Raw genomic sequence first — 20,623 nt, 5'->3', positions numbered from 1 at the left:
TTTTTCATTTTAAAACTGCTTTATAAACAATTGTAAATATCCTTTAAAGCTATTCATTAATACCCTAAAATGACAAAAGGTAACCATTAATTAATGTTAAATATTCTCATTTTTTTCATTTCCAAGGCACAACACCTCTATTTATCAGTAATTTATAAACATATTTTTTTTATCGTTGCTGTGAACAGCTTACAATTGATTCAGTTCTAAAAAAATTAAACTTTTTTGTAGGGTAACATTCCCCAACATCGGTTCATGTATAAACGAGCTCAAAAAATAAAATTTAGAATTGAAAAATTAACGATCACGAAACGAGCAAGTGTAATCATCTATAACTCCTACAAAGTTTGATGATTTGAAAAAGCCGCTTTCGTGTAGCAACTAAAAAAAATTACATCTTATGAAAAAACTATCATTTATTCTGTTAGCTGGATTAGCAGTTTCATTTTTCTCTTGCGACAATCACGATGACATTGACGAAATTAAGCCCGAGGAACAAGTTGTACTCAACAACGATATTGAAACCGTAATTTCTACCGAAGAAGCTTCGGAGGCAGTAATGGAAGTTGCAGATTACGAAGTAGATCTGTTTTCGTTTATGCAGAGTGAATACACCGAACCTACAAGCACAAAAGAAGGTAACGGCAACTACTATGGAAACTACTGCAGAGAGTGGCAACGCTATATGAGTGAAAAAATGCCTGAGGTAACAGTAGAATTTGGCGAAGACGGAAGATTCCCAATGACCATTACCATTGAGTATGATTCAATCGAATTGACGAATGAAAAAATTATCGATGGTATCATAAAAATTGAAATGACAGCTGCTCCTTGGACTGATGGTGCTGTTCGCGAAATTACCATGGATCTTGTAATTGATTCGGTTGAAATTAATGGAGAAAAACGCGTTGAGTTTACAGGTGAGAAAGGTGTTTCTAAAAAATGGGAAATTACCAGCGAAATTACTTTCACTTATCCTGATGGAACCGAATTGTTCCGCTCTGCCGAAAGAACCAGGGAATGGATTGCCGGATTGGATACCAAATGGGATTTAAGCGACGATAAGGTTCAAATTACAGGTAATGTTACTTGTGTTGACAGCGAAGAAAACGAATACACCAAAGAGATTGATGAAGAAAATCCGCTAATTAGAATTGGTACATGCAGACTAATTGTGAGTGGAACGGTAATTTTCTCTCAGAATGGTGAACAATTTGCAACTTTCGATTATGGTGATGGCGAATGTGACAACATTGCAACTTATACCTACATCGACGAAAATGGTGAAGAAGTGACCAAAGAAGTTGAAATTGGCAAGCACAAAAGAAACAAGAAGAACAATAACGATTAAGCATAAAATAAGTAGGTTATAAATGCAATGGGTGCAGGAAAGATATTTTATCACCCTGCACCCAAAATTCGCACAAAACCATTATTTTTACCCTAAACCAATCCTCTAGCCTTGACACAAGAAGAATTTAAAATCTTATTTGACAAGCACTTCGACAGCATCAGGAACTATATTTACTATCGTTCGGGTGATGAAGAATTAGCAACTGACATTGCTCAGGAAAGCTTTATGAAAGTGTGGGAGAAGGATCTGTCCTACGACGAAAAGCCCATAAAATCGTTATTGTATAAAATAGCCAGCGATATTTTTATCAGCAAATACCGAAGAGATAAGGTCGCTCAGAAATACCTGGCAAAACTGGAACCTTCGATCGATAATCATTCGCCCGAAGAACAAATGCAATACGAAGAATTAAAAAACAAATACGAGCTGGCACTAAGCAGCTTATCCGAAAAACAACGAACGGTATTTTTAATGAGTAGAAACGAAGGATTAAAATACCAGGAAATTGCAGACAGACTGGAACTTAGTGTAAAAGCAGTAGAGAAAAGAATGACTTATGCATTGTCGTATTTAAGAAATGCTTTAGGAAGATAATGGAAAACAATCATAAAAATATCACCCCTGGTTCGGATATGGATTTTATCAATTCACTTCCGAAAATTGATGTGAAATACTCAAAATCAAAAGAGGAGGTTTGGAAAGAACTTTCGGCAATGACTTCTGCTCAAAAGCCAAAGGCCAAAACCATCAGACTTTCGTGGATGAGATATGCAGCAGCAGCTTGTATTCTATTGCTGCTTGGCTTTGCAGGATTCACCTATTTCTATACCAGTACCACTTATTGCCCAAAAGGCAAACATTTATGTGTTACCCTGCCCGATAACTCAAAAGTAGAATTAAATGCAAATTCGAGCCTGAGCTACAAGCCTTACATGTGGAAATTTACCCGCAAAGTAAAGTTTGAAGGAGAAGCCTTTTTCGATATCACAAAAGGAAGCAAATTCGAAATTGAATCGAAATATGGAAAAACCTATATCCTGGGAACCAGCTTTAACATCTACGCAAGAGGCAACGATTACAAGGTAACCTGCTATACTGGGAAAGTAAAAGTGGTGTCTACCCTTACCTCCGATAAAATACTACTATTGCCAAACGATCATGCTTTTATTACCAAAAATGGGAAACTAGAGGTGTACAAAGATGAAAAGGCAAAGGAAAAAGTATTATGGCGCAATCACTTCTTTTTATTTACCGATACTCCTTTGAAACATGTATTTGAAGAAATTGAGTTGCAATACGATATAAATATTGTGGAAAAAGGTAAATTTGATGAGATTTATACCGGTAACTTTGGTAAAGGAATGACCGTAGAACAAGTTTTGTATAATGTTTGCAAACCCAATGGTCTGGAATTTGTTAAAGGGCCACGCAACAATTATATTATAACTTCAAACAGCCAATAAGTGAGAAAATGTATCGCCCTAATCTTTTTTTTCGGACTATTAATAACGAATGCACTTGCTCAGAAAATTGAAATTAAAGCCAATAACAAGGCTTTAAGCGATATTCTTATTGAGCTAAGGGACCGATACAACTATCAATTCTCATACAATTCCGAACTTTTATCGAGTTATCAGATCAGTCTGGATAAAAGTTTTCCCAACAAGGAGAAGGCAATTGCTCACTTGTTGAAAAAATTTCCATTGAATTATGAGATATCCAACAATGTGTACCTCATATTTCCTGAAGAAAAAATTTACCAATACCGAATTTTAGGTCAGATTCTGGATAAGGAAAACCTGGAACCTCTGCCCTTCTCGCATATCACCATTAACGATCATCCCATGGCTACCGACGAGCTTGGGAATTTTTCGTTTACATCTACCACCGATAGCACCTTTAGAATTTTAGCTTCCCATTTGGGATATTTCATTCACGATACCATTGTTTCGTACGATCAAACTCACCAGCTTTTGCTTACCGCTGCCAGTACCGACCTGGAGGAAATTACGGTGACCGATAAAATTGTACAAACCTTTATCAAGGAAAGCAACCAGGCTGGAAATTTAAAGCTAAATCATAAAATTGCCGGTTTTTTACCTACCAATAACGACAATTCGGTTTTTGAGCTTTTGCGTCTGCAACCGGGAATTCTGGCTGCCGGGGAACAAAAAGATTACTTGATTATCTGGGGATCCTACGAAGGAGAAAGCCAGGTTTTATTTGATGATATCACCCTATGGGGATTGAAGAATTTTTATGAAGATATTGGTGCGGTAAATCCTTTGGTGGTAAAAAATATTGAAGTATTAAAAGGAGGTTTCGATGCCAAATATGGCGACCGTGTTGGTGGCATTGTCCATATCACCGGTAAGGATGGAAGTAAGGTAAAACCTACCTTAAACCTCGCCCTGAATAACATTACCGCAAGCGGATCTTACGAACAGCCCATAGGTAAAAAATCTTCATTACTTTTTGCTTTTCGCCACACTTATTACAATTTATTCAAAGATGAGCAAATTAAATATGCCACTTCGAATGTAAACACCGATGAATTAAACGAAATTATTCCTGATTTTATCGATTTGGATGTGGCTCCGGATTATCGTTTTAGAGATGCCAACCTGAAATTCTCTACCAAATGGGACAATGGTGATCAGCTAAACATTAGCCTACTGGCAGGAGAAGACAGGTATTCCTACGATATTACCAATGATTTTCTGACCACTTCGCGACGACATGTATTTGAAGGCTCCTACCAGAATGGTGGTTCGTTGAAATACAATAAGGTGTGGAAAAACGGGAACTCCAGTTCCATCTCTGTTTCCAGATCGGAAATGGACAAAAATACCACGGAGCAAACCTTAATCGAAAGAATCAGAATTGATGAGATCAATGTGCGTAGAGACGATAGATCCTACAACAATATCAGGGAATACAATGCAAAATTCCAAAATCGATTTACCCTTAGCGAAGATCAGATTATCGAGGCCGGATTGCATTATACCAACAACGCGGTTGATTTGCAGGAGGACTCTTTAGGCATCAACATCCTGCACATGGATTCGAAACTGGACAAAGTGGGAGGTTATTTTCAGAACATCCTGAATGTGAGCAATGGTGTGAGTATTAAAGCGGGTTTCCAGGTAAATTACCCAATTAACCTGCAGAAATTGTATTGGGAACCCCGAATTTCGATGAGTGTAAAAGTTACCGATGAACTTTCGTTTAATGGCGCCTGGGGATTGTACAAGCAGTTTATTTCTAAAAGTTCGGTGCTAAGTAGAACAGGGAAATACCGATACATCTGGGTAGGTGCCGATGAAGATACCGTACCAGTCCTGGAATCGATGCACAATGTGCTTGGCGGTTCCTATCATAAAAATGGCTTTACTTTTAGTTTGGAAGCCTACCACAAAAGAACCGACGGACATACCCGTTACTACCGTTGGAGAAACGAAGGAAACATATCGCTCGGGAAGAGTAAAAGTTATGGACTCGATTTTTTCGCCAAAAAGGACTTTGGCGAGCATACTTTCTGGATATCTTACACATTGAGTAAAACCACCGAAAACTTCGACTATTTCAGGGAAGAAGGAGAATACATCAGGGCATTGCAGGACCAAAGACACGAAATTAAAACCGCTGGTCTTCTGGCTTTAAAACCATTCTACCTTTCGGCCAATTACATTTACGGTTCCGGTTTTCCGGAATATTTGGGATACAATAACATAGTTGCCGAACCCAACTATCAGCGGTTGGATGCAGCTTTGATCTACAAATTCTCGCACAAAAAAATAAAATCTGAACTGGGTGTACTTTTCCACAATGTTTTGGATCGAAAAAATACCACCTACGAATCTTTCGAGAGAATACCGCTGAGTCAGATCAACAGCATTAGTGTGTATACCGAATCGGTTCCGTCCTCCATACGATTGTATTTTAAGATTACAATTTAGGGCAAAAAAATACCATGTTGAATGAACATCCAACATGGCAATCACAACTAAATATTAAAACATAATCAAAAAGATGGTCAAAATCAGGAAACCATTTAAGTTTTGCCCTTTCATGATACTAACATGATATTGGCAGAAGGTATAACAAGAAGAATCTAAGCGTTCTGATAAAACATTGAATGTTTCTTAAAAAAGTATAATCACACCTAACTTACTTTTAAACTACTAATTCTAACGGATTGGTTTATTTGTTATCCAAACAAGCCAAAAGAAATCAATTTTTCATCGCTCTACCGTCACAACTTAGCTTCTTCATGTTGGTTAATAGTCAGATCCTTAAAAGCACAAGGGGGATAGTGCTTCTAGTTCACTGTCTGAAGTAATTGAGTTAACAATTACAAATGGTTTCAAAGAACAGTATCACCGGAAACTTCTTCGAAACAACTCTTTAGCGAATCGATTCGTTTCCCGTAAATTGGAGCCTGGGTAAGACTATAAGTATTATCCATTTTAAGGTTTAGCTGGTGTTTAAAACTTTCCAGTTCCTCTTCACTCGATAAATCCTTTATGGATTCCGCCAAACTTTTCAGATCAACCAAATCAGCAAACTTCTTAATAATGAAACTTTTGATTTCATTCAGCTGATTTTGATTCAATAAATTCGAATCCTGATCCACTCCTATACACTCAAGAGCTTGATTTAGTCCGTTAACTGTTTCAAGTTTATCGGATTTTATTAATTTTGATAACAGATTTGTTGTATTCATGTTCCGTTTCAAGATTGTTTAATTGTATCATTCTCTTGATTTGATACATCAAAAATACGCCCGCAAGCAAATTTTTGAAAATCGTTTTTCGTAACAATCTACGAAGTTCAAGCAATATGAAAGTTAAAAACCGTACTGTTTACCAAACAGTTAACTTATATTTCCATTACAATGCCTAAACAACAAATAGACCCTCTGTTTCAATTAATTAAATCGATTTCGAAATCTGAAAAGCGAAATTTTAAGTTGTATGCTAATCGAATTAGCAGCGATAAGGAGACTAAATTCTTGCAACTTTTTGATGTTTTGGATAAGATGGAGGAATACAATGAAGTCACCATTCTAAAAAAAGCAAAAGGCATAAAGCAAGCACAATTGCCAAACCTGAAGGCTCATTTGTACAAGCAATTGCTTACCAGTTTGCGTTTGACTCAAATTAATCACGATATCAGTATTAGTATTCGTGAGCAGATTGACCATGCCAAAGTACTATACAATAAAGGACTTTACCAGCAAAGTTTGAGAATATTGGATAAAACCAAAGCACTTGCTCGTAAAAACAAAAAGAACATCCTGGTGTATGAGATCATTCAGTTCGAAAAACTGATTGAGTCGCAATACGTAACCAAGAGTATAGAGAATAGGGCCGAAGAAATTACCCGCGAGGCCACAGAAATAAGCAAAACAATGGACGGGGTTGTCTATTTCTCAAACATGTCCATTCGCCTTTACGGATTGTATTTAAAGGTTGGGTACGTGCGTAACGAGAAGGATCTTTTCATGGTAAAGGAATTTTTTAATACCAACCTCATTCCTCACAATGTTGAAAACCTGAGTTTCTTTGAAAAGCTATACCTTTTTCAGTCCTACGTATGGTATTACCTGATTATTCAGGATTTTTTGATGTGCTACAAGTACGCAAAAAAATGGGTGGACCTGTTCCTTTTGAATCCTGAAATGATTAATGTTCATATGGATTTGTATTTGAAAGGTTTAAATAATGTGTTGGTGGCTTTGTTTTACACCAATCACGTAAGTAATTTTAAGAAACACTTGCGCTTACTAAGAAAGCTGGAAGGTGCAGACCAATTCAAACACAATTCGAACCTGAACATTCTGCTGCACATGTTTTTGTTTGTGCACCGTATTAACCGTCATTTTATGGAAGGGACTTTTGATAAGGGTTTACACCTGATACCGAAAATTGAAAGTTTCCTGGAAGAGAATAAGGTTGGCATGGACAATCACAGGGCTTTGGTTTTTTATTATAAAATTGCCTGCCTTTATTTTGGAAACGGACAATATCGTGAGGCCATAAAATATTTGAACCGCATTTCGGATGTTCGCGATACTTCCTTGCGTGGCGACATTCATTGTTTTGGAAGAATTCTAAACCTGATTAGTCATTACGAATTGGAAAATACCGAATTGTTAGAGTACCAGATTCGCTCGACTTACCGATTTTTGGCAAAAATGGAAGACTTGCAGGAAGTACAAAAATACATTCTGCGATTCTTGAGAAAACTCAGTTCCATAAGTCCTGATCAATTAAAAGAGGAGCTGAAAAAATCGAGAAAAGACCTTCAGCAATGGGTGAACGATCCGTATGAAAAAAGAGCCTTCCTGTATTTAGATTTGATTTCGTGGTTGGATGCCAAGATTGAAAACCGACCGGTTCAGGATGTGATTATGGAGAAAATCAATAAAAACAGAAGATAAGATTAGGGGGACTCATAGAATCCCCCATTTTTTTTTACTTTTTCTTATAGATATCGGTGGATATGTAATCTTCCGGATTTACATTTTTGCCATCCTTTTTAAGTTCAAGATGCAAATGTGGTCCTGTAGAGGTACCCGATGAACCAATGGCTCCCAATACCTCGCCAGCCTTTACCTTTTGTCCTTCCTTTACCGCGTAGGAATCCATTTGCGAATACAGGGCCGACAATCCGTTGGCATAGTCTACAATTACAAATCGTCCGTGTCCCTTTCCTTGTTCAAAGGCCAGGTTCACTTTTCGCACAACACCATCGGCAATCGAATAAATATCTGTTCCTTTAGGTGCAGCAATATCAATCCCTCGATGAAACATTTTCTTCTTTAGAATAGGATGCATGCGTTGGCCATATCCCGAAGTCATATAAATTTTATTTCCTGTTGGAACGGGTTGGTGAAATTGATCTGGTTCATAGTATCCTTCAAAATTTCCTTCTAAAGCAGCAGGAGTAGATGTAATGAAACCAAAAGATAGAACGGAAAAAAACAGGATTGGGAAAACCAATATCAATTTTAAATTCGTTATTCTGGAGCTTTTTATTTTTTTTATCATTTTAATTCTCTTTAATGTTAATGATGAATTGAATGCACTGGTAAGGGCAAAATTCATTCGCCCTTCGATATTTTGTACCAGGGCATTCTGGTATTCAATTTTATCGGCCCCCAAATTAATACAAGCTCTGTCTGCTAAATATTCATGCATCTCAACCAATGAGTGCTGAATAAAGTATATGAAAGGATTAAACCACATGAAAATCTTTACCATTTCAACCAGTATCAAATCTAGAGTATGATATTGATTTACATGAACCGATTCGTGCAGAAGAATATGATTTTGTTCAGATTTACTTGTAATTCGAGGATTCAGAAAAACATAGCGAAAGAAAGAATAAGGCGAAGTATTTTCCTGAACAGATACAATTTTTAAATTGTTTTGATGTACAATTTCATTGGCAAAAATTGTTTTTAAAATTTTTGTTAGATGTTTTGATATGCGAAGAAATGAGATCAGAACGCCCAACAAATAAACCAATAACAGAATCGAAATTGGTTTGAGTTGAACTGATTCCTCGGCCAATTGTATTCCTCCTGTAATTTCTGCTTTAAAATTTGTAGCGGTATCCAGGGTAAACTGATTCACCACCATGCTTTTTTCAGGATCGATGGAAAAGGACAGCAATGGTATCAGTAAGGAAATAAGAACGGAAAACAGCAAGTAAATGCGGTTGCGCATTACAAAAGTATCTCTTTCCAATACAAACTTGTATAAGAAGTAAAGAGCAGTCATGCACAATGAGCTTTCAATAAGGTATTGCAAGAACTCAGTCATTTTCTTTTTTGTTTTGAATTTGTTCTTCAATCAGCGATTTCATTTCTTCTAATTGCGAAAGCGATAAATCCTGCTCCTTGGCAAAGAATGAGGTAAACCCTCCAACCGAATCGTTGAAAAAACTTTTAATCATTCCTTTCATAAAATCGCGGGTATACACTTTCTTACTTACTAGTGGATAGTATTGATTGACCTTCCCGAAGGTTTCGTATCCGATAAAACCTTTTTTTACCAAGACTCTAACCACTGTTGATATGGTTGTATATGCAGGTCGTGGTTGCGGAAACTCTTCAATAATATCCTTTAGGAAAGCTTTTTCAAGCTTCCAAAGGTATTGCATAATCTGTTCTTCTGCCTTCGTTAATTCTTTCATGCTACTAATATATGACTATTTTTATAGTCGTACAACTATTTTGATAGTCATAAGTTGATATTTTTAGTTTTTTTAACCATTTGCGTCTTTTAAATGCTGAGCATAATACTTACATTTAATCAGTACAAAATCAATAAACAAATCACACAATGAAGTACTTACTATCCCTCTGCACCATTATCATTTTAAGTAGTTGTGCAAGTTCTTACCTTAGTTCAGAAAAACTTACTGATCCTGAAAAAGTATATCGAAAGATTTTCGTTGTAAATGTTTTCGACAATGTGGAGTTTCGCCAGTTTGATGAAGCGAATTACAAAAAAGCCATTCAGAACAGGTTTAACGAGATGAGTTCGCTTAGCGTTAGGAAACTAATGAAAGAAAAAATTCGCAATAATTTTGATAACAATCGAATCCGATTGACTTTTGCAAGCGATGAATTCAAGATCAACCAGGAGGTAAATTACCAGGATTTTATGAGCAAGGTGGAAGAAGCTTCGGATGCGATTCTTTTGGTGAATCAGTCGGTTTTTTACTATGAGAAGGAGATCGAATCAGACAGTGACGGAAACATTACCACCAACACTACACCGGCGGGAACTTTTTTGACCTATTTGATCGATGCCAAAACAAAGGAATTAATCTGGGTGGGAAGATTCGATTCTTCGGGAACTGTTCTGGATGATAAATATTCTTTGTACAATAACATGTGTAGAAAATTACACAAGTCATTAATCAAGGAACGTTTAATTCCAAAACCCATACAGACAAGACAATAAAAAAAAGCGGCCAAGGCCGCTTTTTCTGTATATTGAATGTTGTAAATTCTTACATCATACCTGGCATACCACCACCCATTGGAGCAGCTGGCATTGGAGGATTTTCTTCTGGTTCATCAATTAGAACACACTCAGTAGTTAAGAACATACCAGCAATAGAAGCTGCATTCTCAAGAGCTACACGAGATACTTTAGCTGGATCGATTACACCTGCTTCGAATAGGTTTTGGTATTCGTCCTGACGAGCATTGTAACCAAAATCTTTCTCTCCCGCTTTTACTTTATCAACAACAACAGCACCTTCGCCACCTGCATTTGCTACAATCTGACGCAATGGCTCTTCAATGGCACGTTTTACAATCTCGATACCAGTTGTTTCATCTTCGTTCTCACCTTTTAAGCCTTCTAAAGCTGCGATAGAACGAATGTAAGCAACACCACCACCAGGAACAATTCCTTCTTCAACAGCAGCACGAGTAGCACTTAAAGCATCGTCTACACGATCTTTCTTCTCTTTCATTTCAACTTCGGAAGCAGCACCTACATAAAGTACAGCAACACCACCGGCTAATTTTGCCAATCTTTCCTGAAGTTTTTCTTTATCGTAATCAGAAGTTGAATTCTCGATTAAAGTTCTGATTTGAGCAACACGAGCATCGATGTTAGCTTTTTCACCAGCACCGTTTACGATGGTAGTATTTTCCTTATCGATGGTAATTTTTTCTGATTGACCAAGCATTTCAAGAGTAGCCTGCTCAAGTTTCATTCCTTTTTCTTCAGAAATTACAACACCGCCGGTAAGAATTGCGATATCTTCCAACATCTCTTTTCTTCTGTCACCAAAACCTGGAGCCTTAACAGCAGCAACTTTTAATGAACCTCTTAAACGGTTTACTACCAAAGTAGCCAAAGCTTCACCTTCTACATCTTCTGCAATAATCATTAATGGACGACCCGATTGAGCAGCTGGTTCAAGAACTGGCATCAATTCTTTCATTGTAGAAACTTTCTTGTCGTATAACAAGATGTATGGGTTTTCAAGATCAGCTTCCATTTTATCACCATCAGTAATGAAATATGGCGAAATGTAACCACGGTCGAATTGCATCCCTTCAACCACTTTTACGTGAGTTTCGGTACCTTTTGCTTCTTCAACGGTAATCACACCTTCTTTCTTCACTTTCTCCATTGCTTCCGCGATAAGGGAACCAATCATTTCGTCGTTGTTCGCAGAAATTTTTGCAACCTGCTTAATTTTATCAAAGTTATCACCTACTTCCTGAGCCTGATCTTTGATGTTTGCAACAACAGCAGTAACGGCAGCATCAATACCACGTTTTAGATCCATTGGATTTGCACCTGCAGTTACGTTCTTTAATCCAACATTTACAATCGACTGAGCCAATACAGTAGCAGTTGTAGTACCATCACCAGCATCATCACCAGTTTTAGAAGCTACCTCTTTTACCATTTGAGCACCCATGTTTGCACCCGGATCAGACAATTCGATTTCTCTTGCAACACTTACACCATCTTTGGTTACCTGTGGAGCACCAAATTTACGATCGATCACCACATTTCTACCTTTTGGTCCCAAGGTTACTTTAACTGCATTTGCCAACTCGTCAACACCTTTTTTTAATAGGTCGCGAGCTTCAATATTGAATTTAATTTCTTTAGCCATTTCTTTAAATTTTGAAAATTCTTTTTTGTTTCAAAAACTGATGAATGAATTTCAATCAGTTTCTAAGATTACACGAAATATAAAACATCAGATTGCGACATTAACAAGTAGTCTTCACCTTCAATATTCAATTCAGTTCCTGAATATTTTCCGTAGAACACTGTGTCACCAGCTTTAATTTCCATTGGTTCATCTGTTTTATCAGATCCAGTTAAAACAACTTTACCTCTTAGAGGCTTTTCTTTTGCTGAATCTGGAATGATAATACCGCTAACAGTAGTTTCTTCTGCTGCCAAAGGCTCAACCAAAATCTTTCCTGCAAGGATTTTACCTTTTAATTCTGCCATTTTTCAAAATATTTAAGATTATTATTATCGAATTTTACGGATTCTTTTCTTTCACAATCTGTGCCAAATCCAATTCATTGTCAATATTTCCGAATTGATTCGAGAGAATTTGACGATTTACAATTCAGAAGAATAAATATACTGAATTACAGGAAAATATAAGCACAAAAAAAATGTCAGCATGATATGACATACTGACATTTTTATATTGTAAGAATCTCTCTTTCTATTATTGAGCTGTATCCTGTTCTGTTGCTGCAGCATCCGTTGGGAAAGCTGGCATTTCAGGAGCTGTTTCAGTCTCGTTCAATTGTTGTTCAATTTGAGATCTGTCTTCACGAATTTCTTCGCGAGGAATTGTTATTGCTGCTACTAAACAAAGGAACAATAAACCTCCCGCAAGAGTCCATGTTGCTTTTTCAAGAAAATCGGTAGTTTTCTTAACTCCCATAATTTGGTTTGAAGATGAAAAGTTAGATGCCAATCCACCTCCTTTTGAGTTTTGTACTAATACAATTAAGATTAGAAGTACACAAACAATCAAAATCAATACTGAAACAAAGGTATACATACTTATTTATTTACTATTTTTTAATTTTTCTATTTTCTCAATCTGACTCGCAAAGTAAACGTTTTTTTCGGGATTTTTCAACTCTAATTTACGATAAACAGCTATTGCTTTATCAAACAGCCTCTGTTTCACGTAAATAGCCGCTAAAGTTTCACTCATAAAACCGTCATTTTCACGTACACTTTCGGCTGAAATATCCTCTTGTTTATCAGCTACTTTAATATTTCGCTTTATTGAAGGTTCATTTTGAATAAAATTATCAATAAGATCAAGATTACTCTTCTTGGATTTTACCTCTTTATTCGGCTCCGATTCTTCATTTTCATCCCCTTTCTTCACGACTTCCATCCAATCGGTAAAGCTATGATTCTCCTGCTTCGAATTTTCTTCTTCTTCCTCTTCGCTTTCTTTCAGAGTATACAAATTACCTCCATAACCAATATGATACACTTCGGTTGCAGCAACCAATAGGTCTGAATCTGACTTTTCCTCTTCTTTCTTTTCTTCAGGAATTGATTCCGATTCCACAGGTGGTGCAAGTGCATCGCTCAGCTCCAGGATTTCAGCATCCTTTTCCGATTGTTCTTCATTAGAAATCACAGGCTCTGTGCTCTCAACAATACTTACATCGTCCGAAAGTTCAAATAATTCATCGCTTTCAGCTTCTTCGGTCTTAGCTTCCAAAACCTCAGGCTCAGAAAGGATTTCTTTTGCAACAACAGGCAATTCCTCCACTTCTACTACCGTTTCTTCCACTTCTGCTTCCTGGAAAGGAACGAGCTTTAATCGATCATTTAAAAGCAAATACAGCTGTCGTCTGTTCGAAATATGAAGGGATGAATTTCTTAACTCCTCCTTAAAACGAATGCTTTGGCTATCGTTCAGGTTCTTTAGCAGTAGCAAGTGAGCCACTTCAAAAAATGGATATTTCTCCACCAGGTATTTGAGTTCCCTGTGGCTGTATTTATCCATTGTTTTTGAATCTTTAACCCAATCTTGTATTCTGCTATGTTCCATAATGTTTACCAGTTTACAACTGCTTCGTTGTAAATATCATCAATAATTTGCTCTAAGATATCGTCTAAAAGGCCTTCCTCTACATCGGTTAACTGCTGTGCACTATCGTAATCAGCAAAGGCTGAAAAACTCTTGTCAAAGTCGTTTTCGCTTTCTATTTCGTTCGTAAATCGAACTTTAATGGTAACCGTTAAACGGTTAGTCGCTGCAATTTCACCAGCTTTAATATCCAATGCCTGCGTTCTGTAACCTGTAATCTCACCATCAAAATTCAGGTGCCCTTCTCCATCAACAATCTCGTCCAGTGTTGTCTGACTTCTGAATTTCTCCTTCAAGTCTTCTGTAAATCGATTACTTAAATTCGGATTTACCAATGGTGCACGATTTGGAAAATACTGCACCGAAAATGTTTTAACATGTTCTGATAATGTTCCACCAGTAAACGAATAAGAAACCTTACAAGCCACAGCTGCAGCTGCAATACAAAGGCTCAAAAAAAGTACTTTAATAAACTTCATATATGAAAAATAAAAATAGCAATAATTTATAATAATTAGCCAATATCGTATTCCTTGATTTTACGATATAATGTTCTTTCTGATATTCCCAGATCCTGAGCTGCATATTTACGCTTTCCATTGTGTTTATCCAAAGCTTTTTTAATTAACTCAATCTCTTTTTCTTCAAGCGATAATGATTCTTCAACAAAAACCTCTGTATCCTGAATCACCGAATCATCGGGCGTTGAAATATTAACGGTTGGTTGTTGTACTGGCTGATGTTGAACAATATCCATTTCCTGATCTTCGTAAAGCTTACGAATCAGCATGGCATTGTCTTTTTGCAAGTCAGCGGAATCACCTCCCTTTTGCATTAAATCAAATACCAGTTTCTTTAAATCCGACATGTCTTTTTTCATATCGAACAAAACCTGGTACAGAATTTCCCGTTCCGATGAGAAGCTTTGCTCCTGCTTTTTGTTTTCGGTATAAATTGCCGGCAACAAGTGCTCATCACTCATTGGAAGGTAAGTCTGCAAATTCTCGGCATTAATCTGTCTTTCCTTTTCTATAATGGAAATTTGCTCCGTAATATTCTTTAACTGACGGATATTTCCTGGCCAGCGGTACGATTTTAACAATTGCTGTGCACCATCATCCAATCGAAGTGGTGGCATGCGGTATTTCTCAGCAAAATCCTGGGCAAATTTTCTGAACAGCAAATGGATATCCTCCTGTCGCTCACGCAAAGGAGGCATGCTAATCGGTACTGTATTTAGTCGATAGTACAAGTCTTCGCGAAACTTACCATCTTTTACCGATTTTGGAATGTTCACATTGGTTGCCGCAACAACTCTCACATTGGTTTTCAACACCTTCGACGAACCAACTTTAATAAACTCTCCTGTCTCCAACACACGCAACAATCTCACTTGCGTGGATAAGGGAAGTTCGCCAATTTCATCCAAAAAGATGGTTCCTTTATCGGCAACTTCAAAGTATCCTTTACGGTCGGATAAAGCGCCTGTAAAAGCACCTTTCTCGTGTCCAAACAATTCAGAATCTATGGTTCCTTCAGGAATGGCTCCACAGTTTACAGCAATGTAAGGTGCGTGTTTTCTTGAGCTAAACTGATGTATGATTTGAGGAAAAACTTCCTTACCCGTACCACTTTCACCTGTTATCAAAACAGATAAATCGGTAGGAGCAACCTGAGTGGCAATATCAATTGCACGATTCAAGGCATAAGAGTTTCCAATAATTCCAAATCGTTGTTTTATTTTCTGAACTTCCATTCAATCTAAAGTTTCGAAATTACATACAGAGCATGAAATTTTTTCATACTACCTGACAAAATTACAATTTTTTAGTTTGAATCGAATCTACAATCATTCTGAATATGTATAAAGAATGTTAATTTTAGTATCCTTTTCGATCTGTTAGCGTAAGAAATACATAGTTCCGACTTAAAAACGACTGCTATGGCTTTACAACTCGACAACCTTAAAGAATCAAATGAATTTTTAAACATTCTGTTTGATAATATTACCTCCGCACTTTTTATTGTAGATCAATCGGCAAAAATTGAAAACGTAAATGATTCCTTCTCCATTCTCTTCCAAAAAAGAGAGGATCAGGTAATGGGAGAGCTTTGCGGAAATGCTTTAGGATGTGTTTTTGCGGTAGAGGAAGAGAAAGATTGTGGAACAACAAGTTTTTGCTCGAAATGTAAATTAAGAAAAGACATCCTCAAAACAATGTCGGAAAAGGTTCCAACATACAGAAACAAATTAAGTCGAGATTTTTACACATCACAGTCAAAGGATTCCAAGCATTTTCTTTACTCCACCAAGTACATACAATTCGACGGGAAAAAGTATACTTTAATTATTGTTGATGACCATACCGAGTTAGAGAATCAGAAAAAAAAGCTGATACAGCAGAACGAGGCACTTCAAACATTAAATGAACAAAAATCAAAATTTCTGGGTATTGCAGCTCACGATTTAAGAAATCCCATTGGCGCCATCAATTCATTTTCTGAAATTCTGTTAGAATCTGGCGGTGAATTTCCTGAAGAAGAAAGAGAAGAGTTTTTAGGTTTAATAAAAGACAGTAGTCAATTCTCCCTTCAACTTTTGAATGAACTTCTTGACATTTCAAATATTGAAAGAGGTAAACTCCAACTTACAAAAAACGAGGAAAATATTGAATCTATCGTGAATGATGTGGTAAAAATTAACAAGGTTTTTGCACGTAAAAAGAACATTAATATCGTCAGCTGCTACAATATTCAGGATATCGAAATACAGCTCGATAAGAATAAAATAGAGCAGGTATTGCACAACTTACTAAGCAATGCTATAAAATACTCCAATGAAGATACTAAGATCGTGGTTAGTCTATCCCAAGATCAATCGCAGGTCGAAATTAGCATAAAAGACCAGGGTGTTGGGATTCCCGAATCGGAATTGTCGAAACTTTTTACCGAATTTGGAACCACCAGTGCAAAAACAACAGCCAATGAAAGCAGTACTGGTCTTGGCCTGGCAATCGCTAAAAAAATTGTGAATGGTCATGGTGGAGAGATCATTGCCAAAAGTAAATTGAACGAAGGTTCTGAATTTTTATTTACTTTGCCAATGTAAATTATAAGATCAACAGTAAATGAAATTCATAGGAATTATTCCAGCCCGATATGCTTCAACCAGGTTTCCTGGAAAACCATTAGCCGATATTCATGGTAAAACAATGATTCAGCGTGTTTATGAACAAACTTTATTAGCCATTGATGAAGTTTGGGTAGCAACCGATGACGATAGAATTCAAAAGGCCGTAGAAAATTTTGGAGGAAATGTGATTATGACTTCTCCTGACCATCAAAGCGGTACGGACCGAATTGCGGAAGCCCTTTCGAAAATATCAGAATCGAAAGGAACACAATATGATGTTGTGATTAACATACAAGGCGATGAACCATTTATTCAGCCTGAACAAATCGAATTGGTAAAAAAATGCTTCGAGTCGGAACAAACTCAAATCGCAACTCTTGTGAAACAAATCAGTAATCAGGAAGAAATTTTTGATCCCAATAAAGTAAAAGCAGTCATTAGCAAAAGTCAAAAAGCACTATACTTTAGCCGTTCTCCTATTCCATACTTAAGAGGAGTAGAAAAAGAAAATTGGCTTGATAAAGGAACATTCTACAAACATATTGGAATGTATGCCTACAAAAATGATGTATTGAAACAAATTACCCAAATCGATCAAAGTAGTCTTGAGCTATCCGAATCGCTGGAACAACTACGTTGGCTCGAAAATGGATATTGGATTCAGACAGAAGTCACCAAGCATGAATCGATTGGGATAGATACACCAGAAGACTTGGAACGAGTTAAGGAAATGGGACTATTATAGTCCCTTTTTTATGCTTTAACTTTTTTTTAAGGATTATTAGGGAGACCTTAACCACCTTCATCCTTTGCAGATTGTAAATTTGTAATGTATCTTCAAATACAATTGCAAGTTTTATGAGTAAAAGACTAATTACAGGATTAATCATCTTAATGAGCATTTCCCTACTTGGAATTATTGCGGTTCAAATTCTTTGGATCCGTAATGCCATTTCCATAGAGGAAAAAACTTTTGCCTCCAATATCAATAAGGCTCTTCATAAAATTGTATTCAATCTCGAAAACAAAGAGAATGTTCTACTGCTTTCTGCAGGCTTACACGATGAAGTTTTCGAAAAATCAGAAAATAGCGAAATTCGTGAGTTCAAACACTTCATCGAAAGAGGAAAAGGTCATGATATTGTAAAAATTAAAACACAACAAACCATTACGGGTAAATCTATCAATAGAGTCGATACCGATTCCCAGGTAATCATCATGAACACCAATGGAAAGGCATTCAATTTCTGGCATCCAAAGCACGAAAAAGATTCCTCAATTAATATTGATATTCATGTTGAAACACAAGACACCATCATCAGGGCCATACGAAAGGAGAAACAAATAGAAAATTTGTTTGACAAAGTGATCTTTGAATACAAAACTAAAGATGTATCCATAAAGGACAGAATTAAAATGGATAAACTTCCGGATTTGATTCATACTGAATTGAAAAATTACAACATAGACTCCGACTTTAATTTTGCAATTTTTTCAGGCGATTCATTACAGCTTGTTCATTCTTCCGACAGCAGCTATACCGAAGATTTAAAAAAATCAGATTTTCAGATGCAGCTCTTCCCTAATGATATTTTTGTTACCCATCACATTTTATCTTTAGGTTTTGTTAATCGGTTTAACCTGATTTACAAATCCATTTTACCTCTGCTGATTTTATCAGGGATATTTACCTTATTTATTATCGTTGCATTTTTTAATGCGGTACTCTTAATTTTAAAACAGAAACGAATTAGTGACATCAAATCAGATTTCATTAATAATATTACCCATGAGTTTAAAACTCCAATTGCAACAATTGGATTGGCATCCGATTCCATTAACAATCCAAAGGTGATTGGAGACCCTGATCGTATTCGATATTTCACAGGCATTATTAAAGATGAAAATTTTAGAATGAACAAGCAGGTTGAGAACATTCTGCAACTTTCACTTTTTGGCAAGCATGAGCTCAAATTAAATTTACAATCGGCGCATTTAAATGAAATTATTCAGAAAGCAGCAGAGCACATCCAACTTCAAATCGACGAGAAAGAAGGTCTAATATCAACAAACTTAATGGCCGTAAATGATGTAACCAATGTAGATGAAGTCCATTTTTTAAATGTTCTTTTCAATTTGTTCGATAACGCCATTAAATACTCCAAGGATAAGCCTGAAATTTCAATTTCAACAGAAAATAAAGAACAATTAATTGTACTTACAGTGCAGGATTCAGGGATTGGAATGAATTCAAAAACGATTAAACGTATTTTTAAGAAATTCTATCGTGCCGAAACCGGGAATATTCATAGCGTAAAAGGTTTTGGCTTAGGATTGAGCTACGTCAAATTGGTTATCGATAGACACAATGGATCAATTGATGTGTCGAGTAAACCAGGCGTGGGAACAAGCATTCAAATATCTTTACCTTTAAGTAAAATATAATGGCAGATCCGATTAAAATATTGCTCGTAGAAGATGAAACCAATTTTGGTGCAGTAATGAAAAATTACCTTGAGATTTCAGATTTTGAAGTAATGCTATGTGTTAATGGTAAAGATGGTTTAAGTGCATTTATTGCACATAATTTCGATATTTGTATATTGGATGTTATGATGCCTGAAATGGATGGTTTTACATTGGCAAAAGAAATCAAGCGGCTTAATGCTGATATGCCTATAATATTTCTTACTGCAAAAACTTTAAAAGAAGATATTATCCAAGGTTATCGCTTAGGTGCTGATGATTATATTACCAAGCCTTTTGATTCCGAGCTTTTGATTTATAAAATAAAGGCAATCCTTGCCAGGAATAATAACATTTCATCAAGTAACAATAATAACATATACACCATTGGCAAGTTTACCTTCGATGCAAATCTTCGTATTCTACGTATCGGTAATGAAGAACAAAAACTTTCTCCTAAAGAAGCTGATCTGTTAAAACTATTGGCCGAAAACCTCAATCAAATTCTACCTAGAGAAACCGCATTAAAAAGCATTTGGGGCGATGATAATTTCTATACAACTCGAAGTATGGATGTATATGTTACCAAGCTCAGAAAGTACTTAAAATCAGATCCTGATTTATCCATTGAAAATATCCATGGAAGTGGATTTAGGTTGTTGCAAATAAATGCGCCATATCAATAGTCCTTCGACTCCGCTCAGGAACCTTTGGACAATGCAATTATTTCAAGTTAACATCCGACTCCGCTCAGGAACCTTTGGACAATGCAATTATTTCAAGTTAACATCCGACTCCGCTCAGGAACCTTTGGACAGCATAATTATTGTGGATAGCTGGTGGCTGAGAGCTGACAGCTGAAAGTTTGTTGACTTTTGGGCATAAAAAAAGAGTCTCACTCCATAAGGAATAAGACTCTTTAAAGGTTGGCGTCGACCTACTCTCCCACATCTCTGCAGTACCATCGGCGCTAACGGGCTTAACTTCTCTGTTCGGAATGGGAAGAGGTGGAACCCCGATGCTATAAACAC

General features: G+C 36.5%; 19 protein-coding genes and 1 rRNA gene. 10 read left to right on the top strand and 10 right to left on the bottom strand.

Features of this window, described 5'->3' with window-relative positions; translation table 11 throughout:
- Positions 1-400 precede the first annotated feature (400 nt).
- From ELS83_RS17855 to ELS83_RS17840, 4 genes are all read left to right on the top strand, one after another.
- A complete protein-coding gene (locus tag ELS83_RS17855) occupies positions 401-1,351 on the top strand; it encodes a hypothetical protein (protein ID WP_171596908.1) in 951 nt (316 codons plus the stop codon).
- Positions 1,352-1,462: 111 nt separating this feature from the next.
- Positions 1,463-1,948 (top strand): RNA polymerase sigma factor, encoded by a 486-nt coding sequence (locus ELS83_RS17850; RefSeq protein ID WP_171596907.1) that lies wholly within the window; start codon positions 1,463-1,465, stop codon positions 1,946-1,948.
- Positions 1,948-2,817 carry a FecR family protein gene (locus ELS83_RS17845; protein WP_171596906.1) on the top strand — a complete coding sequence of 290 codons (870 nt, stop codon included), beginning with the start codon at positions 1,948-1,950 and terminating at the stop codon, positions 2,815-2,817. Before ELS83_RS17850 ends, ELS83_RS17845 begins: the two co-directional genes overlap by 1 nt.
- A complete protein-coding gene (locus ELS83_RS17840) occupies positions 2,818-5,313 on the top strand; it encodes a TonB-dependent receptor (RefSeq protein WP_171596905.1) in 2,496 nt (831 codons plus the stop codon).
- 407 nt (positions 5,314-5,720) lie between these two features.
- Here ELS83_RS17840 and ELS83_RS17835 read toward each other — a convergent pair whose 3' ends face one another.
- Complete coding sequence (locus ELS83_RS17835) at positions 5,721-6,080, bottom strand: hypothetical protein (RefSeq protein ID WP_171596904.1); 360 nt, start codon at positions 6,078-6,080, stop codon at positions 5,721-5,723.
- A 171-nt stretch (positions 6,081-6,251) separates the two neighbouring features.
- On the opposite strand from ELS83_RS17835, the gene ELS83_RS17830 reads away from it, so the two are divergent.
- Positions 6,252-7,799 (top strand): hypothetical protein, encoded by a 1,548-nt coding sequence (locus tag ELS83_RS17830; RefSeq protein ID WP_171596903.1) that lies wholly within the window; start codon positions 6,252-6,254, stop codon positions 7,797-7,799.
- Positions 7,800-7,833: 34 nt separating this feature from the next.
- Here the strand turns inward: ELS83_RS17830 and ELS83_RS17825 are convergent, their stop codons facing one another.
- Together ELS83_RS17825 and ELS83_RS17820 are read right to left on the bottom strand one after the other, a co-directional pair.
- Positions 7,834-9,186: a M23/M56 family metallopeptidase gene (locus ELS83_RS17825; protein ID WP_171596902.1), complete on the bottom strand. Its 1,353-nt coding sequence runs from the start codon at positions 9,184-9,186 to the stop codon at positions 7,834-7,836.
- Positions 9,179-9,559 carry a BlaI/MecI/CopY family transcriptional regulator gene (locus ELS83_RS17820; RefSeq protein WP_171596901.1) on the bottom strand — a complete coding sequence of 127 codons (381 nt, stop codon included), beginning with the start codon at positions 9,557-9,559 and terminating at the stop codon, positions 9,179-9,181. The genes ELS83_RS17825 and ELS83_RS17820 overlap by 8 nt, the downstream gene beginning before the upstream one ends.
- Before the next feature lie 149 nt (positions 9,560-9,708).
- Between ELS83_RS17820 and ELS83_RS17815 the strand changes: the two genes are divergently transcribed.
- Entirely contained in the window at positions 9,709-10,335 is a 627-nt protein-coding gene (locus tag ELS83_RS17815) for a hypothetical protein (RefSeq protein ID WP_171596900.1), read from the top strand.
- Between the two features lie 49 nt (positions 10,336-10,384).
- Here the strand turns inward: ELS83_RS17815 and groL are convergent, their stop codons facing one another.
- From groL to ELS83_RS17785, 6 genes are all read right to left on the bottom strand, one after another.
- Positions 10,385-12,019, bottom strand: a complete 1,635-nt coding sequence (gene groL / locus ELS83_RS17810) for a chaperonin GroEL (RefSeq protein WP_171596899.1) — start codon at positions 12,017-12,019, stop codon at positions 10,385-10,387.
- A 68-nt stretch (positions 12,020-12,087) separates the two neighbouring features.
- On the bottom strand, positions 12,088-12,366 hold the full coding sequence (locus ELS83_RS17805) for a co-chaperone GroES (RefSeq protein ID WP_171596898.1): 279 nt from the start codon (positions 12,364-12,366) through the stop codon (positions 12,088-12,090).
- A 229-nt stretch (positions 12,367-12,595) separates the two neighbouring features.
- Positions 12,596-12,937 (bottom strand): preprotein translocase subunit SecG, encoded by a 342-nt coding sequence (gene secG / locus ELS83_RS17800; protein ID WP_171596897.1) that lies wholly within the window; start codon positions 12,935-12,937, stop codon positions 12,596-12,598.
- A gap of 6 nt (positions 12,938-12,943) precedes the next feature.
- A complete protein-coding gene (locus ELS83_RS17795; protein WP_488153817.1) occupies positions 12,944-13,954 on the bottom strand; it encodes a hypothetical protein in 1,011 nt (336 codons plus the stop codon).
- Between the two features lie 5 nt (positions 13,955-13,959).
- On the bottom strand, positions 13,960-14,472 hold the full coding sequence (locus ELS83_RS17790; RefSeq protein ID WP_171596895.1) for an LptE family protein: 513 nt from the start codon (positions 14,470-14,472) through the stop codon (positions 13,960-13,962).
- Positions 14,473-14,507: 35 nt separating this feature from the next.
- Positions 14,508-15,749 carry a sigma-54 interaction domain-containing protein gene (locus ELS83_RS17785; protein ID WP_171596894.1) on the bottom strand — a complete coding sequence of 414 codons (1,242 nt, stop codon included), beginning with the start codon at positions 15,747-15,749 and terminating at the stop codon, positions 14,508-14,510.
- Positions 15,750-15,935: 186 nt separating this feature from the next.
- On the opposite strand from ELS83_RS17785, the gene ELS83_RS17780 reads away from it, so the two are divergent.
- From ELS83_RS17780 to ELS83_RS17765, 4 genes are all read left to right on the top strand, one after another.
- Positions 15,936-17,102 (top strand): sensor histidine kinase, encoded by a 1,167-nt coding sequence (locus ELS83_RS17780; protein ID WP_171596893.1) that lies wholly within the window; start codon positions 15,936-15,938, stop codon positions 17,100-17,102.
- Between the two features lie 19 nt (positions 17,103-17,121).
- Entirely contained in the window at positions 17,122-17,871 is a 750-nt protein-coding gene (kdsB, locus tag ELS83_RS17775; RefSeq protein WP_171596892.1) for a 3-deoxy-manno-octulosonate cytidylyltransferase, read from the top strand.
- Positions 17,872-17,984: 113 nt separating this feature from the next.
- Positions 17,985-19,571 carry a sensor histidine kinase gene (locus tag ELS83_RS17770; RefSeq protein WP_171596891.1) on the top strand — a complete coding sequence of 529 codons (1,587 nt, stop codon included), beginning with the start codon at positions 17,985-17,987 and terminating at the stop codon, positions 19,569-19,571.
- Positions 19,571-20,278, top strand: a complete 708-nt coding sequence (locus ELS83_RS17765; RefSeq protein ID WP_171596890.1) for a response regulator transcription factor — start codon at positions 19,571-19,573, stop codon at positions 20,276-20,278. Before ELS83_RS17770 ends, ELS83_RS17765 begins: the two co-directional genes overlap by 1 nt.
- 238 nt (positions 20,279-20,516) lie before the next feature.
- Here ELS83_RS17765 and rrf read toward each other — a convergent pair.
- A 5S ribosomal RNA gene (gene rrf / locus ELS83_RS17760) occupies positions 20,517-20,623 on the bottom strand; the annotation flags it as partial.

This window comes from Marinifilum caeruleilacunae, assembly GCF_013141825.1.
Lineage (GTDB): Bacteria > Bacteroidota > Bacteroidia > Bacteroidales > Marinifilaceae > Marinifilum > Marinifilum caeruleilacunae.
This window is presented reverse-complemented; position numbering and strand designations above follow the sequence as displayed.